The organism is Mangrovibacterium diazotrophicum (assembly GCF_003610535.1).
Taxonomy (GTDB): Bacteria; Bacteroidota; Bacteroidia; order Bacteroidales; family Prolixibacteraceae; genus Mangrovibacterium; species Mangrovibacterium diazotrophicum.
This window is the reverse complement of sequence record NZ_RAPN01000001.1, coordinates 2586657-2603536: the sequence shown is the minus strand read 5'-3', so window position 1 is coordinate 2603536 and position 16880 is coordinate 2586657. Positions and strand designations below refer to the sequence as shown.

15 protein-coding genes are annotated in these 16880 nt (G+C 47.2%); 8 read left to right on the top strand and 7 right to left on the bottom strand.

Annotated elements, in window-relative coordinates; all coding sequences use genetic code 11:
- Positions 1-6: 6 nt before the first annotated feature.
- Positions 7-825: a metallophosphoesterase family protein gene (locus tag BC643_RS10320; protein ID WP_120273011.1), complete on the bottom strand. Its 819-nt coding sequence runs from the start codon at positions 823-825 to the stop codon at positions 7-9.
- A 247-nt stretch (positions 826-1072) separates the two neighbouring features.
- Between BC643_RS10320 and purT the strand changes: the two genes are divergently transcribed.
- Positions 1073-2242, top strand: a complete 1170-nt coding sequence (purT, locus tag BC643_RS10315) for a formate-dependent phosphoribosylglycinamide formyltransferase (RefSeq protein WP_120274232.1) — start codon at positions 1073-1075, stop codon at positions 2240-2242.
- Between the two features lie 212 nt (positions 2243-2454).
- A complete protein-coding gene (locus BC643_RS10310; RefSeq protein ID WP_120273010.1) occupies positions 2455-3555 on the top strand; it encodes a serine hydrolase domain-containing protein in 1101 nt (366 codons plus the stop codon).
- Between the two features lie 3 nt (positions 3556-3558).
- On the opposite strand, the gene BC643_RS10305 is transcribed toward BC643_RS10310, so the two are convergent.
- The 5 genes from BC643_RS10305 to lipA form a co-directional block, all read right to left on the bottom strand.
- A complete protein-coding gene (locus BC643_RS10305) occupies positions 3559-3804 on the bottom strand; it encodes a hypothetical protein (RefSeq protein WP_170154521.1) in 246 nt (81 codons plus the stop codon).
- A gap of 10 nt (positions 3805-3814) precedes the next feature.
- A complete protein-coding gene (locus tag BC643_RS10300) occupies positions 3815-4462 on the bottom strand; it encodes a class I SAM-dependent methyltransferase (protein ID WP_120273008.1) in 648 nt (215 codons plus the stop codon).
- Positions 4463-4479: 17 nt separating this feature from the next.
- Complete coding sequence (locus BC643_RS10295) at positions 4480-5382, bottom strand: D-hexose-6-phosphate mutarotase (RefSeq protein WP_120273007.1); 903 nt, start codon at positions 5380-5382, stop codon at positions 4480-4482.
- Positions 5383-5499: 117 nt separating this feature from the next.
- Positions 5500-6168 carry a lipoyl(octanoyl) transferase LipB gene (gene lipB, locus BC643_RS10290; protein ID WP_120273006.1) on the bottom strand — a complete coding sequence of 223 codons (669 nt, stop codon included), beginning with the start codon at positions 6166-6168 and terminating at the stop codon, positions 5500-5502.
- 130 nt (positions 6169-6298) lie between these two features.
- Positions 6299-7195, bottom strand: coding sequence for a lipoyl synthase (lipA, locus tag BC643_RS10285; RefSeq protein ID WP_120273005.1), 897 nt, complete (start codon positions 7193-7195; stop codon positions 6299-6301).
- A gap of 172 nt (positions 7196-7367) precedes the next feature.
- Here lipA and BC643_RS10280 point away from each other — a divergent pair, with 172 nt between their 5' ends.
- The 6 genes from BC643_RS10280 to BC643_RS10255 all read left to right on the top strand — a co-directional run bounded on the left by BC643_RS10280 (position 7368) and on the right by BC643_RS10255 (position 15721).
- Complete coding sequence (locus tag BC643_RS10280) at positions 7368-9233, top strand: tetratricopeptide repeat protein (protein WP_170154520.1); 1866 nt, start codon at positions 7368-7370, stop codon at positions 9231-9233.
- Positions 9234-10157: a DMT family transporter gene (locus BC643_RS10275; protein ID WP_120273003.1), complete on the top strand. Its 924-nt coding sequence runs from the start codon at positions 9234-9236 to the stop codon at positions 10155-10157. It begins immediately after the preceding gene.
- A gap of 3 nt (positions 10158-10160) precedes the next feature.
- Positions 10161-10715 (top strand): crossover junction endodeoxyribonuclease RuvC, encoded by a 555-nt coding sequence (gene ruvC / locus BC643_RS10270; RefSeq protein ID WP_120273002.1) that lies wholly within the window; start codon positions 10161-10163, stop codon positions 10713-10715.
- A gap of 175 nt (positions 10716-10890) precedes the next feature.
- Positions 10891-11553: a uracil-DNA glycosylase gene (gene ung / locus BC643_RS10265; protein WP_120273001.1), complete on the top strand. Its 663-nt coding sequence runs from the start codon at positions 10891-10893 to the stop codon at positions 11551-11553.
- 163 nt (positions 11554-11716) lie between these two features.
- Positions 11717-14134, top strand: a complete 2418-nt coding sequence (locus BC643_RS10260; RefSeq protein WP_120273000.1) for an alpha/beta hydrolase family protein — start codon at positions 11717-11719, stop codon at positions 14132-14134.
- Between the two features lie 222 nt (positions 14135-14356).
- Positions 14357-15721: a DEAD/DEAH box helicase gene (locus BC643_RS10255; RefSeq protein ID WP_120272999.1), complete on the top strand. Its 1365-nt coding sequence runs from the start codon at positions 14357-14359 to the stop codon at positions 15719-15721.
- A 65-nt stretch (positions 15722-15786) separates the two neighbouring features.
- Here the strand turns inward: BC643_RS10255 and BC643_RS10250 are convergent, their stop codons facing one another.
- Complete coding sequence (locus BC643_RS10250) at positions 15787-16866, bottom strand: 3-oxoacyl-ACP synthase III family protein (RefSeq protein WP_120272998.1); 1080 nt, start codon at positions 16864-16866, stop codon at positions 15787-15789.
- Positions 16867-16880 lie beyond the last annotated feature (14 nt).

Genomic DNA, 16880 nt, shown 5'->3' with positions numbered 1-16880 from the left:
CCTCGATTAAAATTGTTCAAGAGTGTAGCTGTAAGAGTCGGGGGTGACGGTGAAGACCAGGTAGCTTCTTCGCGAAATGTCTTCACAGCCATAATACAGAATGCCGTTGTCAAAAAAGTCGTTTATTTCGAACTTGTGGTTGTGACCGTGTATGCAAAACCTCACATTCTTGTAACGTTCGATAATGTAATTGAACATCGGGGAAGCATTGTTATTGAATTCGGTGCTGTTAGGAGGGGCATGCATGACGACGATAGTCTGGTCAACATCAGCTGAGTCGTTCAGAAAACCGGACATGTAATCGAAGTCAGGAACAGCTGTTGCGTAATCGAATTCGAGCGCGTTGGTGTTTAGGCAAATGAAACGTGTGCGGTGTGAGATAAAAGAGAAATTATAGTCGCCGAAAACTTCCAGGTAGACATCTTTGCCATGTCCCAAAACATCGTGGTTTCCGATGACAGTTACGAAGGGAACATCAAGCTTGTTGAGAATGTCGTACATCCACTTGTATTCTTTACTGAGACCAAAGTCGGTTATGTCACCTCCGTGAATAACGAAGTCAATATCATCTCGTTTGTTGACATTATCAACGAATTCTTCGGTCTCATCGTAATAGCGTTGCGTATCCCCGGTGAAGACAAAGTGGAGCGTGTCCGAATGATTGTTCTGCAGCTCAATTTCTGCAATATTAGTGGCATTTACGTCGGTTGCGCTAAAGTTTTGGGTATCGTACGGATGGTACTCGAAAAGCTCACAGGAGCTGAGAAGTAGGAGTATGGTACAACAGACCAGTCCCCTCCGGAGATGGTAATTAATTGTTTTCATAGAGTTGTTTTCTGTTTCTGACAGCGAAGTTAGAAAATCAGGAATTACGGTGGTGTGACATCGGGTACGAGATTAATGTTTAAATAATATTGGTTGATTTTATCAACTATACTTTTCGGGTGCACCCGGGGATGGAATGTGGAAAGAAGAACGCTATATTTTTTAGTCCAGCCATCGGTTGAGGAACCGGCCATATGTGAGGGAAAATCTTAACTTTGTGCCTTTCAAAAAAAAGATCAAAAAGGGTATGCAAAAGAAAATTATGTTGCTGGGTTCCGGCGAATTAGGAAAAGAGTTTGTAATTGCTGCACAGCGTTGGGGGCAAACAGTAATTGCAGTCGATAGTTATGCCGGCGCTCCGGCCATGCAGGTGGCTGATGGATGCGAAGTGATTAATATGCTTGACGGCGCCGAGTTGGATCGGATTGTTGAAAAGCATCAACCGGATTTGATTGTTCCGGAGATTGAAGCCATCCGAACCGAGCGCTTTTACGACTACGAGAAAGCCGGAATCCGCGTGGTGCCGTCAGCCAAGGCAGCTAATTTTACGATGAATCGCAAAGCCATTCGCGACTTGGCTGCTAAAGAGTTGGGACTGAAGACAGCGAACTACCGGTATGCCAAAACATTTGATGAGCTGAAAGCTGCCGTTGGGGAAGTGGGGATTCCTTGCGTGGTGAAGCCGTTGATGTCATCGTCAGGTAAAGGGCAGTCGACGATTAAAACAGAAGAAGATATTGAGAAAGCCTGGAAGATCGCTGCAGAGAAAGGTCGCGGCGACGCAGGTGAAGTGATCGTTGAAGCTTTCGTGCCGTTTTTGAGTGAAATCACTTTGTTGACGGTAACTCAGCAAAATGGAGAAACACTGTTCTGCAAACCGATTGGCCACCGCCAGGAACGCGGCGACTACCAGGAAAGCTGGCAGCCGGTTGTGTTACCCGAAGGATTTGAGGAAGACGCGCAGGAGATGGCAGCAAAAGTTACCAAAGCACTTGGCGGTGCAGGAATCTGGGGAGTAGAATTTTTCATCACCAAGGAAGGCGTCGTGTTCAGTGAGCTTTCGCCGCGTCCGCACGACACGGGTATGGTGACCTTGGGCGGAACACAAAACCTGAATGAATTTGAATTGCATTGCCGTGCCGTGCTGGGCTTACCGATTCCGGAAATTCGTCAGGAAAAAGCAGGTGCAAGCGCTGTTGTGCTGTCGGGGATCGAAACCATCAACCCAAGTTACACCGGTTGGGATGTGGTGTGCCAAAACCCACGTGCCGATTTCCGTTTGTTTGGCAAGGAAGCCGCACGCGAATATCGCCGGATGGGCGTTGTAGTGCTGAACGCTGAATTGGGTGCCGATGTACTTCAACTGCAACAAGAAGCCCGCGAACTGGCCGATAAGGTGGAAGTAAAAGCACAATAAGTGTTCGGTATTCAGTCTCAGTGTTCAGTCTCAGGATGAAGGGCTTTCTACAACAAATGACTACTGATTGACAATAAATGACGATTGAATGACAATACTTGTAGCTTTCAACTTGCGACTCATAATGATAAACGTCAATTTCAACCCGATATGACAAAAGAGAGGCTCAATGCCTCTTTTTTGTATTTTAGTGGCAACTAAACGGAATGACTATGAAGCGCTTACTTTTTGTTTTTGCACTGCTGATCACTGTTTCATGCGGTAAAAACTCGGACGATACGCCCGAAGCAGAAAACTCAGATTTATATTTTCCACCGATACCTTCGACAACATGGGAAACAACTACACCTGCAGAGCAAGGGTGGGATGAAGCTGCGCTGGACGAACTTTACACTTACCTGGAGGACGAAAATACCCGAGCCTTTATCATTCTGCAAAACGGGAAAATTGCTGTGGAAAAGTATTGGGGATCGACCATTACAAACAGCGGTGACTTCGATGCCTCTTCAATCTGGTATTGGGCTTCGGCCGGAAAAACGCTGACGGCCTTTCTGTGCGGAATTGCGCAACAAAAAGGATTGTTGGACATCGACGATAAAACCTCCGACTATTTGGGAGAAGGCTGGACCAGCGCGTCGCAGGAAAAGGAAGATCTGATTACGATTCGTCATCAGCTGACAATGACAACCGGACTGGATTACGAGGTCGATAATTTGGATTGTACCGACCCGGCTTGTCTGTTGTACAAAGCCGACGCGGGAACACAATGGTTTTACCACAACGCCGCTTACACGCTGATTGAACAGGTGGTGAGTGCTGCCGCGGGCATCAGTTACAATGCGTTTACCGACAATGAAGTGGAAGCTGCTACCGGTATGAATGGCATTTGGCTGCAAACCGGCGACAACAACGTGTATTACAGCACGGCTCGCGATGCAGCTCGCTTTGGCCTGTTGCTGCTGAATAAAGGAACCTGGGATCAAACGACTTTACTTTCGGATCAGGGCTACTTTTCGGAGATGACCAATACCTCGCAGGATTTGAATTTGTCGTATGGCTACCTCACCTGGCTCAATGGCAAAAGCTCGGTGATCCTGCCGGGTTTGACAATACCAATCAGCACGTCGATCGCTCCTGCTGCACCAGCCGACTTATTCGCGGCCTTGGGTAAAAACGGCCAGTTTATCGACGTCGTTCCCAGTCAGAACCTGGTTGTTATCCGGATGGGGGAAGCTCCCAACGACGCATTGGTTCCCGTTCAACTGCACTTTGGTATGTGGGAGAAGATTGCTGCTGCTATTTCGTTTGATTAAGATCTAGGCAAGTTCACACGAATTTGAAATCTTCAGGTTGAAAACCGATGGATGTTTTTCCATGAGTGTTTTCATCGACGAATTCAGAAGTTCCATCACCGGTTCAAAGTCGCCGCGCAGTAGTGTGCTCATAGTGCCTGTTTCGATTTCAATTCCCGCCTGGTTTTCCAGTAGTGCCAGCAGTTCCAATACCGGTTCCTCGTAGCGCTCCATGAGCGGGTAATAGCTGATTTCAACCGTAATGTGCATCTGTTTCGAGTTAGTCGATTTTTTGAACACAAGCAGCCATAAACGCTCCGGGAACATTCGCGGCTTCAGGGGTTCCGTCCAGCACTTCCATTTTGTCCGACAGGTGAACGCATTCCAAAATGGTCGGTTCGCCAAAACTTTCGAGGTAAGTTTCCAGGTCTGATTTCGTCATGAAGTCGCCGTAGCGATAAACCGGGTCGTCGTTTTTGACTTTGCCGAGTGTTGAATTGGCGTTGAGGCAGCCGACAATCAACCAACCCTTGGGCTTTAGCACCCGGTAGATGTTGGCAAAAGCCTGCATTTGGTCCTCGCAAAATTCCAAAGCTGCGATGACAGCTATGGCGTCGACGGATTCACTTTCATTGGGGAGGTTCAACATGTCCGCTTTCCGAAACTCAACTTTGCCGACCAGTTTTTGGCGGGCATGTGCAAACATGGCTTCGGAAACGTCGGTAGCAGTCACCGTAAACCCTTGGTTCACGAAAAACTCGGTCCAATGGCCGGTGCCGGCGCCCAGCTCCAATAATTTGCAGCGCGGAATGTCTTTTATTACCTCCAGCAAAGCTGCCTTTTCCAGTTCGTCAACCTTTTTCCCGAACTCTGTTTCGTAATACGAATCGTAAGCGTCGGCTATTTCTTCTTTAGCAAAAATGTTCATTTTGTTACCGGTTAAGATTATTCTTCAACTCCGAAAATCTGGGTCGTTTGAAAGCTTGTTCCCGGAGCCAATTCAATCTGATAGTCGAACGAAGCCGTTGCTTCAATACAAACAAAGCTGGCAAAACCATCGTCGGGCATATCGCTCATGGCCACGCAGGCTTCAGCTCCCGGATTCCAAACAGTGGTCACCTTGCTGCCTTCTTTTTCAATACGAATCCGACGGCGATAACCTTCGTCGGCCAGTACCACGGCTGATTCGGTATTTTGATAGTGGCGGGTCAGCGGTTCTTCAATTTTCAATATCGCTTCTTCCTGCTTACCCATCGTGTCGGTCAGCTGATTCAGGTAGCTCAGGCCTTGCAAGCCTTCGATTCCGATGTGGGCGATGTCTGAAATCACGAAATAGCTATGTAATGCGCAGCCGTAAGTGAATGTCTCAGCCGATATATTGCGGACTTCAAGAGATACGGTTAGCTGTGCACCAACGGTAAAATGCATGATCGCTTCAAAATCGTGCGGCCAATAAGCCTTTGTTGCTTCCGATGATTTTAAAATCAGATCGAGTTGCGTTTCTCCGTTGGGTAGGCTTTTTGTTCCCAAAACATCCCAATACATCAGGCGACCAAAACCATGTTGTGGCAGGCTGTTGTTTGTTTTGTGCGGGCCAAACCAAGGGAAGCAAACGGGGATTCCACCGCGAATGGCTTTACCTTCTTCGAAATTGGTGTCGGGGCTCATGAAAAGCATTTCCATGGTGCGCACCGGCCGAAAGCTCGTTACATGAGCGCCGTACAGGCAGATGTCGGCATCGGCATATTTATTCGAGATATTGGCGAAAACGAGGTCGCCGTCCATCTCCATAAAGCCAATTTCGCCTTCAATTCCAAATTGGTCGTCTAATTCGTCCGTATCGATCATTTTATTTTGGTTTTTAGTTTTTAAGGAATGTCATTAATGGTTATTTCCTGTTCTTCAAAAGGTCATTTCTTGTCGCAAATGTTTGGAACTCGAAACTCGAAACTTGGAACTCGAAACTCAATAGATTTCGTTGAATTTCTCCATTACAACTGCTTTTACTTCATCCATGTCCATTTTGCGGCCAAGCTCACGTTCGAGCGAAGTTACGCCATAGGTGAGGAATCCGCAAGGATTGATGTAGCTGAAATAACGCATATCGGTATTTACATTGAGAGCGAAACCGTGCATGGTTACGTAGCGGCTCACGCGCACGCCGATGGCGCAGATTTTTCGTGCTTTGGCCGGAATGTCGCTGTCGAGCCAAACGCCGGTAGCGCCAGGATTGCGGCCAGCGGTAATGCCATAGTGTGCCAAGGTTGCGATAATGGCGTCTTCCATCTTCTCGATGTATTCGCGCACCCCGATGTGGTAATATTCCAGGTCGATAATGGGGTAGCCCACCAGTTGCCCCGGTCCGTGGTAGGTAATGTCGCCACCACGGTTGATTTTATAGAAGGTCGCTTCAATCTTTTTCAGGAAATCGCCATGGACCAGCAGGTTGTGCTCGTCGCCGCTTTTTCCCAACGTGTAAACGTGTGGGTGCTCAACCAAAAGGAAGCGGTTCACTTCGGTTGGGCCGTTCTTCGCTTTTTTGTCAGCCTGTACCTGTTCCAAAATTGTTTCCTGGTAATCCCAGCATTCTTTATAGTCTTTCAGACCAACGTCTTCGTATGTAAATTGTGCCATAAATCGTTAAAATTCCAAATTTCAAGTTTCAAAAGTAACTAGCAGCTAATGATCGTCATTTTCAATACTGAACACTGCGACTGATCACTTTGCTCTATGCCCTCTGCTCTCCTCCCCAAGCTCTTTGCCATCATCCTCCGGCATGTAATTCAGCGCGGTAGCTAGAGCGAACCAGCGGACTGCTTTCGACGAAAGAAAAACCCTTTTCGAGCCCAATTGTTCGGTATCTTTCAAATTGTTCGGGTTGAATGTATGCCACCACCGGAATGTGGCCGGTTGTTGGTGCCAGGTACTGGCCAATGGTCATCACCCGGCATCCCGCATCCCTCAAGTCATCCATTGTTTTCACAACCTCTTCTTCGGTTTCTCCCAAGCCCAGCATGATGCCAGATTTTGCGACGCTGCCGCTTTCCGCAATCGTTCGCAAAACGGCGAGGCTTTGGCGGTACTTGGCCACACTTCGAATTTGAGGCGTGAGGCGCTCCACTGTTTCGAGGTTGTGCGAAATCACTTCCGGTTTCGCGTCGATGATTTGCCGAACTAATTCTTGCCGCCCTTGAAAGTCCGGAATCAAAACTTCGAGTTTAGTCTCCGGGTTTGTTGCTTTTATTTGCCGGATGGTTTCAACCCAAACGGATGCTCCCAGATCGGGCAGGTCGTCCCGATCAACCGAAGTGACCACGGCGTGCTTTAATTGCATAATTCGGATCGATTCCGCTACTCTGCCGGGTTCTTCCGGATCGGGTGGAAGTGGTTTTCCGTTCTTCACCCCGCAGAATTTACAATTGCGGGTGCAGATTTCTCCCAAAATCATGAAAGTGGCTGTTCCCCGGTTCCAGCATTCGCCAATATTCGGGCAGTTGCCGCTGGAGCATATCGTGTGCAGGCTGTGTTTGCCCACCAGGTTTTTCACTTTCGAATAACTTTCGCCTTTCGGTAGATTCATTTTCATCCAACGCGGCAGGCGAGGGCGCGGTTGTGTTTCTTCACTCATCGATCTTTGGTAGTTTTGCGTAAAAATAGGCATTTATCTCGGTTCCGTTTTATGAAATTTGGCAGCATGACGAAGGTCTCTACGGGAAAACGAGCTTCTTCGAATTGTTTCCGGAATTGAATTTGTAATTTTAGCTTGAGGCTCGGGAAAACGACTGCCGGAATCTCCGAAGAATGTTAGCTTTGTACGTATGAAAATGCCCGGAATGTATATTCGAATTTGCATCGCACTGTGCTTCCTGTTTGGAGCAGGGGGAGCATTGGCACAGCTACAAGTGCCCGATGTGAGCAAGGTGCAGCTGGCCAATAAATATTACCAGGGGCACGAATATGAAAAGGCGGCGGTGTTGTATGACGAGCTGTTTCAGAATACAAAAAGCAGCTATTATTTTGATTTGTACCTGACTTGTTTGACCGAAAGCGGCGATTTTGAAGCTGCTGAAAAGGAAATCAAAAAGGCTCTTCGTAAAGATGAAACGCAGGCGACTTTGTACGTGCAATGGGCTACCTTGCTGAAAAAGCAAGGGGATGATGAGGGCGCGGAGAAGAAACTGCAAGAGTCGCTGGAAGCTGTGCCTGCATCAAGAGCCGATTATATCCGCTTGTCGAACGCCTATTTAAATACGGGTTCATACGATTATGCGGAGAAGCTTTATCTGCAGGCACCGCAGAAAATCCCCGGAGAGAACTTCTATTACGAATTGGGAAGGGTGTACCTGTTCGAGCGCAACTACTCGAAGATGTTCGATACCTACCTCGACATGATTCGGAACGATGAGAATACGCTTTCGCGGATGGAAAGTGCGGTGCAAAGCGCCTTTCGTTTGGATGTCGACAATTCGTTGCGGGAGAAATTAAAGTCCCTGACCTTGCAACGCATGCAGCAGGAGCCGACAGTAATTGCCTACAACCGGCTGCTGATTTGGCTGTTCCTGCAGGAAAAAAATTATACGCAGGCACTCCGCCAACAAATAGCGCTGGATCGTCGGGGCTTGGATGAGTCGCCGATGATTATGGAACTGGCGCGAATTGCAGCCCGAAACGACGAGTATACCGAGGCGCTGAAAGCCTACGATTACCTGATCTCGAAAGGAGATGTAACACCCTATTTTTACCAGGCAAAACTGGTTAGGGCAGATCTGTTGTATCGTCATTTCTCGGTGGGCGCTGTAGGTGCGAAAACGTCGGAGGAGCTAGCCGCGGAATTTGAGAAATGTTTCGGAGAGCTTGGTTATGTTGCCGAAACGCAGATCTTGGTTTTGGACTATGCCCATCTGCTGGCTTTTCATTTAAACCGAGCGGACAAGGCAGTGGAATTACTGGAGTTTGGGATGAAGATGCCACGTTTGCAGCAGATTGAAATCGATGAGTTGAAAACGGAACTCGCCGACGTTTATGTGTTGACCGGTGATGTTTATGAAGCGATTCTGTTGTACTCGCAGGTTATCGAGAATAATAAGACCAACGAGCTGGGCGATCAGGTAAAACTGAAAAAGGCGAGGCTGGGCTATTATATGGGCGAGATGGCTTGGGCAAAGGCACAGTTGGATGTGCTGAAAGCCAGTACATCCAAGTTGATCGCTAACGATGCGATGGAGTTGGCGCTGTTTATTGGTAATAACATGAACCTGGATACCACCAGTGTTCCGCTGCAGATGTTTGCCCGCGCCGATCTGCTTCAGTTTCGCAACCAAACCGAGTCAGCCTGGGCGGTGCTCGACAGTTTGCAAAATGAATATCCTTTCCACTCGTTGCAGGACGATATCTACTACCGAAAGGCGTCGATCATGGAGAAGCAGGCAAAATGGACCGAAGCTGCTTCCTTTTTAGAGCAACTGGTCGCTGATTATCCCTGGGATCTGCTCGCGGATGATGCGTTGCTTGAGTTGGGCAACTTATATCGCACCAAACTAAATGATCCGGAAAAGGCCCAAGGGTACTACCTCAAGTTGCTGGAAGATCACCCGGGGAGTGTGCATGTGTCGGAAGCCCGCAATTGGTATCGGCAACTTCGCGGCGATTTTGATACGCAGTCGGAGCAGGATGTCCGAGTAAATGAAACCATCAACTAAATGAAAAATCAGAAAACTGCTATTTTGCTGGCTTTGCTGGCTGTTGTTTTGTGGTCGACGGTTGCCACAGCCTTTAAGTTGGCCTTGCAATCGTACACCCCGTTTCAGCTTATTTTTATCGCTTCCATTGTGTCACTCATATTTTTCCTGATCGTGGTTTTGGCGACTGGGAGATGGGCCGAGTTTCGTGCCGTTTCGACCGTACAATTGGCACAGTCGGCCATCCAGGGATTTCTGAATCCATTCCTGTATTACTTGGTTTTGTTTCAGGCCTACTCGTTGAACCCGGCGCAGGTAACACAGGCGCTGAATATGGTTTGGCCGGTAACACTCGCGTTGCTATCGGTTCCGTTGTTGGGTCAGAAGTTGAGTTGGAAAAATCTGGTAGCTATTTGCTGCAGCTTTGCCGGTGTGGTGTTTATTTCGTCGCAAGGTGGTTTGGATGGTTTTGCCAGGACAAATACTTTTGGAGCGATTTTGGCTTTGGCGAGCAGTATCATCTGGTCGCTTTACTGGATTTTCAGTGCCCGTGATAAACGCGATCGGCTGGTTGTGCTACTTTGGAACTTTGTGTTTGGCTTGCTGTTTTTAGCCGGATACAGTTTCTTCGAGCCGGGCGCTTTCGATTTTCCGGTGACGGCAAAAGCGTTGGGCGCGGCTGTGTATGTCGGCATGTTTGAGCTGGGTATCACCTATATTATCTGGATTTATGCGTTGCATAAAAGTGAAAACAATGCAGTTACCGGGAATTTTGTGTTTCTGTCGCCCTTCATTTCGCTGATGTTTATCCATTTGATCTTGCGCGAAACGATCTATGCAACCACGTTTATTGGTTTAAGTTTTATACTTTTAGGAATTGTCATTCAGCAAGTCCGTCTCCGTTTACCATTTGGGTGGCGGCTTCTACGACAATCGAAATCGTAATTCATGAGTTTAGAAGGAAAACGTATTTTAGGAATAGACCCGGGTACTGTGGTGATGGGTTATGGCTTGATTGAGGTGAAAGATAATAAACCGAAAATCCTTCATGTCGGGGTTGTCAAAACAAAAGGTTACGACAATCACTACCTCCGGCTGAAGCATATTTTTATTCGCACACAGGCCCTGATTGAGGAATATTTGCCGGATGAACTGGCCATCGAATCACCGTTCTACGGAAAGGATATTCAGGCTATGTTGAAGCTGGGACGTGCGCAGGGAATCGTGATGGGACTCGCCCTGCAGCGCGACATTCCTGTTTTTGAATACGCACCGCTGAAGGTGAAACAGGCAATCACCGGTATGGGACGGGCAGCCAAAGAGCAAGTTGCCTATTTCCTGAAAAACACCATGAAGATTGACAACCTTCCGCCGGAGCTGGATGCGACCGATGCGGTAGCGGTGGCCGTTTGTCACTACCTGCAAATGAAAAATCCAATCGCCAAAGCTGAATACAAAGGCTGGGGAGACTTTGTGAAGAAGAACCCCGGAAGAGTGAAGTGATTCTGGTTGCTGGTTACTAGTCGCTTGTTGCTTACAGAACGCTACACTACAAATAATTATGACTACCAATGGCATCTCTTGCCGCTTCAGGCTTTTTACTTGTGGCTACCTATTGCTTGCCTCGTCCAAACAAATCTTTTATTTTAGTGCACCGCAATAAACAAGCAATTAGCCCATGGATGTTAAAATTGAAGAAAGCTGGAAGGCTGTACTAGCCGATGAATTTGAGAAACCGTATTTTGAAAAACTCACCGAGTTTGTGCATCAGGAGTATCGTTCGCACACGGTTTATCCGCCGGCAAAGCTAATCTTCAATGCCTTTGATCAGTGCTCCTTCGATCAGTTGAAGGTGGTCATCCTCGGGCAAGATCCCTATCATGGACCGGGGCAGGCGCACGGACTCTGTTTTTCGGTGAATGACGGGGTTGACTTTCCTCCCAGCCTGCGCAACATTTTTAAGGAGTTGAAAGGAGATGTGGATAAACCGATTCCAGCTTCGGGTAATCTCACCGATTGGGCCAAACAAGGCGTTCTACTTTTAAACGCAACGCTGACAGTTCGAGCACATCAGGCAGGCTCGCATCAGAAAAAAGGCTGGGAAGATTTCACCGACGCTGTAATTCATCGAATCAACGAGACCAAAGAGAATGTTGTCTTTATTTTATGGGGGAGCTATGCCATCCGGAAAGGGGAATTTATCGACCGCAACAAACATCTGGTATTGACATCTGTTCACCCTTCGCCACTATCGGCTAGCCGTGGTTTTTTCGGCAATAAACACTTCAGCAGAGCCAACGAATTTCTGACAGAAAAGGGAATTGAAAGAATTCGATGGTAATTTTTTGACAAATCTGTCCCTTTTTCATGCAAAGTGTGTCTTTATTTATGTGAGGATTCGTCCAATCTAGCTTTTTGGTTGTTGTCTAATTCGTGTTTTGGTCTTTTGAGAGGCGACAATTTCTGAAAAGATATTATCCTATGAATTCAAAAAACAATAATTAATGAAAACATTTTTGCTACTATTCTTTGTGATTCTCTGTGTTGCGGTTCAGGCACAGGAAGATATAAGTTATCAAAAACCGGACAAAGCAATTCTGGATTTGATTGATGTTCCACGGGCTCCTCTCGTGTCAATGGACAACGAACGGGAATGGATTGTATTTCGTTACCGCGACAGTTACAAGTCAATAAAAGAATTATCAGAAGAAGAATTGCGCTTAGCGGGCTTGCGCATTAATCCGAAAACGAATATCGGAAGTCGGGTTACCTACTACAATAATTTGAAAGTTCAGCATTTAGTCGGGAAGGATCAAGCGGTCAGGGATGTTGAGGGGCTGCCTGAGGATGCACGCCTTACAAATTTTGTGTGGTCACCGGATCAACACTACATCGCTTTTACCAATACCGGCGACGATGTTGTTACGCTTTGGTTGTTGGATGTTCAGTCAGCAACAGCGAAGCAGCTCAGTACACTTCCGGTGAATGCCAATTTGGGAGATGTGATTAATTGGTTTGCTGATAGCCACGCGCTGCTTTTAAAAACGGTTCCCTCGGATCGGAAGCCATTGATCGATACTAAGCTTGTTGTTCCAACAGGACCGACGGTTTCTGAAAATGAAGGGCAGAAAGCACAAAACCGCACTTATCAGGATCTGCTGAAAAATCCGAATGATGAATTCAATTTCGAGCAACTGGCTTTGTCGGAAATTGTAAAAGTCGATTTGGATGGTACCGAAACAAAGTGGTTGCCAACAGCGATGTATGATAATATTCGTTTTTCACCGGATGGCGGTTACGTTCTTGTAAGTCGGGTTGAAAAGCCATTTTCTTACATCGTTCCTTACAGTCGTTTCCCTGAAATTAGTACAATTTATACCAGCGACGGAGAATTGGTGAAGACGGTATTGGAAGTTCCCCTTTTGGAAGAGCTGCCGCAGGGATTTATGGCTTGCCGAGCCGGTATGCGCGATTTAAGCTGGCGGGCAGACAAGCCGGCTAGTTTAATTTATGCAGTTGCGTTGGATGGTGGAGATCCTGAGAAAGAGGTGGAATTTCGGGATGAAGTTTTTGAGCTTGATGCTCCTTTTTCCGACGAAGCGAAAAGCTTGTTGAAAACAATCAACCGTTACAGTGGAATTGTCTGGGGCAATGACCAGCTTGCTATTGCCACCGACTATTGGAGAAATAACCGGAATACGAAGACTTATGTGTTCAATCCTTCTGACGCGGCGCAGCAACCGATCGTGTTGTTCGATCGGAACTACCAGGACGTATACAGCGATCCGGGACGATTTGTGACCAATCGGAATCAATTCAATCGGGAAATTCTGGCATTGGATAAGGACAATGCATTTTTAACCGGTGCTGGTTATACAGCCGAGGGACAATTTCCTTTTCTGGATAAAGTGAATTTGAAAACGAAGACAACAACACGCCTGTATCAATCGGAGCTAAAAGACAAGGTGGAGAGTATTCTCGATTTCGATGTGGCGTTGAAACGGTTGGTTGTCCGCATTGAGTCGCCAACAGAATATCCAAACTACTTTTTCCGTCGGCTGAAGTCAAGCAAACCGGAGCAAATTACCTTCTTCCAGAATCCGTTTAAAAGTATTGAGGGAGTTTACAAGGAAGTCATCAAATACAAGCGGGCCGATGGGCTTGAGCTTTCCGGGACCTTGTACTTACCGGCCGGTTATGATCGGGCAAGTGGTAAAAAATTACCCATGTTGATGTGGGCATATCCGCGCGAGTTTAAGGACCGGGCCAGTGCCGGGCAAACGACGAGCAATCCCAATGAATTTACCTACCCGTACTACGGATCGCCGATTTTATGGCTGACCAAAGGTTACGCTGTTTTGGACGACGCGTCGTTCCCGATCGTAGGAGAGGGAGACGAGGAGCCGAATGATACGTATATTGAGCAATTGGTATCTAATGCAAAGGCAGCAATCGATGCAGTGGACAGCCTGGGCTATATCGACTGCACAAAAGTGGCAGTTGGAGGACACAGTTATGGCGCGTTTATGGTCGCCAATTTGCTGACACATTCCGACCTTTTTGCGGCAGGTATTGCCCGAAGCGGTGCCTACAACCGGACACTGACTCCGTTTGGCTTCCAGGGTGAAGAGCGTAATTACTGGGAAGCACCTGAAGTGTATTATGAAATGTCGCCGTTTATGCACGCCGATAAAATGAAATATCCCTTGCTGATGATTCACGGTGAGGCTGATAATAATTCCGGCACTTACCCCATGCAGAGCGAACGTTATTTCAATGCATTGAAAGGACTCGGGGCAACTGTTCGATTGGTGATGCTACCCAAGGAAAGTCACGGCTATGCTGCCAAGGAAAGTATTTTGCACGTGCTTTGGGAGCAGGATCAGTGGTTGAAAAAGTATGTCGCAGGTGAGACCGAATAAAACGCTATAAGCGGGGAAGGTGCCAATTTTTCGCCTTCCCTAACTTCTATTTTTGAGCTGAATGCCGATTCGCTGATGAACGGTTTGATCTGGAATTTACGTTCAATCCGGGCTATTCACAATTGGCTTTCGAGCGGTCGCTAGCTTGTTGTTTTTCCTACATTTGGTAAAAACAAGTTATATTCAATTTATTCCGTTATCTTTGCGGCCTTAATTTATTAGATGACATTTAACGATTTAGGAATCTGTGATTCCATAAAAAAAGCACTCGACGAAGAGGGCTACATTAATCCAACTCCGATTCAGGAGCAATCAATACCTAAACTACTTAACGGAAAAGACCTGCTGGCATCGGCCCAAACCGGGACTGGTAAAACGGCAGCGTTCGCGATTCCTATTTTGCAACAGCTTCATTTGAACAGGTCGCAAAGCAAGGGGCCGCGTAAGGTTAAGGCATTGGTTGTTACACCGACAAGGGAGTTGGCGATTCAGATAGCTGAGAGTTTCGATAACTACGGGAAATACCTGGGACTTCGGAATGCCGTTATATTCGGAGGGGTTAAACAAGAACCACAAGTACAAGCGTTACGCAGAGGTGTGGATATTTTGATTGCCACCCCCGGACGCCTACTTGACCTGATGGATCAAGGATTCATCAACGTGAAAAGTATTGCCCATTTTGTTTTGGATGAAGCAGACCGCATGCTCGACATGGGTTTCATACACGACATCCGTAAATTAATCGGCTTGTTGCCTTTCGAACGCCAGTCGTTGTTCTTTTCGGCAACTATGCCTCCGGCTATTGTTGAGTTGTCGGGCAAAATTTTGGGGGTAAACCCGGAGAAGGTGGTCATTAAACCCGAGCAGACGACCGCCGAGCGCGTGGAGCAATCCTTGTTTTTTGTGAGTAAAAAATGGAAGCCGCAGCTGCTGCTTCATTTGCTGAACACGGTGAGTTACGACTCGGTGATTGTGTTTACAAGAACCAAACACGGTGCGGATAAAGTCGTTCGTGCGTTGGATAAGGCCGGTATTGCATCGGCTGCTATTCATGGGAACAAGTCGCAAAATGCCCGCCAAAACGCGTTGAATAATTTCAAGGACGGGCGGATTAAAGTGTTGCTGGCAACCGATATTGCCGCTCGTGGTATCGATATCGATCAGTTGTCGCTGGTTATCAATTTCGATTTGCCCAACATTCCGGAAACCTACGTGCACCGGATTGGCCGTACCGGACGTGCGGTTTCAAGTGGTTCGGCTATGTCGTTTTGCGATGTTGAGGAACGTGCTTATCTGAGAGATATTCAGCGGTTCATCAGCCAGCAAATTCCGGTTATCGAAGATCATCCTTTCCCGGATGATGAGGAAGAAGAATTTGTGGTGAAAGCTCCGGTAAAGAAAAACAAATCCGGTAACTTCGGTGCTCCGCGTACCAATTCAGGTGGACAAAACCGCGATCGTAACGGTAGTCATGGCAACAACCGGAACAATAATAGTAATCGAAGCAATAACGGTACTAGTAGTGGAAATAGCAACAACAATGGCAATCGCAGTAGCCGAAAACCGACTTTCCGCGGAAGACGCTAAACAGATATAAAGCAAAAGAGGCTATCCGATTGGATAGCCTCTTTTTTATTTTATGAATGGACAGCTTAGGCCCACTTGTATACAATCGAATTGATGTTCATTCCCGCTCCAACAGAGCAAAGAATAACGTAATCACCTTTGTTGATTTCCTGGCCTTCCATGTCACCTTTTACAATCAGGTCGAGCAGGGTCGGAACAGTTGCAGTTGACGAGTTCCCCAACTTTTCAATACTCATTGGCATAATGCCTTTCGGGATATTTTTCTCGCCGTAAAGTTTGAATACGCCCTTCAAAATGGCTTCGTCCATTTTTTCGTTGGCTTGGTGAATCAACACCTTTTTGATGTCGCTCAGGTGCAGGCCTGCTTTGTCGATGCTGGCTTTTACAACACCCGGAACATGGCTCAACGCATAAACGTAAAGTTTGTGGCCGGCCATTTTAATGTAGAGGTCTTCACCTTTAAAATCGGGATTCAGTGATTTGCCGAAAGTCAGCAAGTTGACATACGGATTACAATCCGAACGGCTTGAGTGCGCCAAAATACCAACCGGCTCTTCGCTCCAAATACCTTCAACAATGGTTGCACCGGCACCATCCGAGAAGATCATGCTATCGCGGTCGTGCGGATCCGAAACACGTGAAAGGGTGTCAGAACCGATGACCACACCGCGTTTGAAAGTTTCACTTCGGATGTACGCGTCAGCAACGATCATCCCTTGTGTCCATCCCGGGCAACCCGAAATCACGTCGTGGCAAATACAGCCCGGATTTTTGATGTCGAGGTTCTTTTTCACACGGTTGGCCAAGCCCGGCAGCGTATCGATGCAGGTTTGGTTTGGGTGAATGTCGCCAAAGTTGTGAGCAAAAACAATGAAGTCAAGCGTTTCCGGATCAATACCTGACGAATCGCAGGCATCTTTCACAGCCATCGTTGCCAGATCCGAATTGATCTGGTTGTCGCCCAGCCAGCGGCGTTCGACAATATTGGTAATTTCCTGAAACTTCGTGACAATTTCTTCGTTGGTTTTGTCGAAAAGTTTTTTGGAGGAAGGGTCGAAAAACTCGTAATCCAAGAAGTAGTCATTTTTGACTACTTTCGGCGGAATACAACGACCTGTTCCGATAATTTTAGTGTATAATTTCATTGTCATAACTTTCA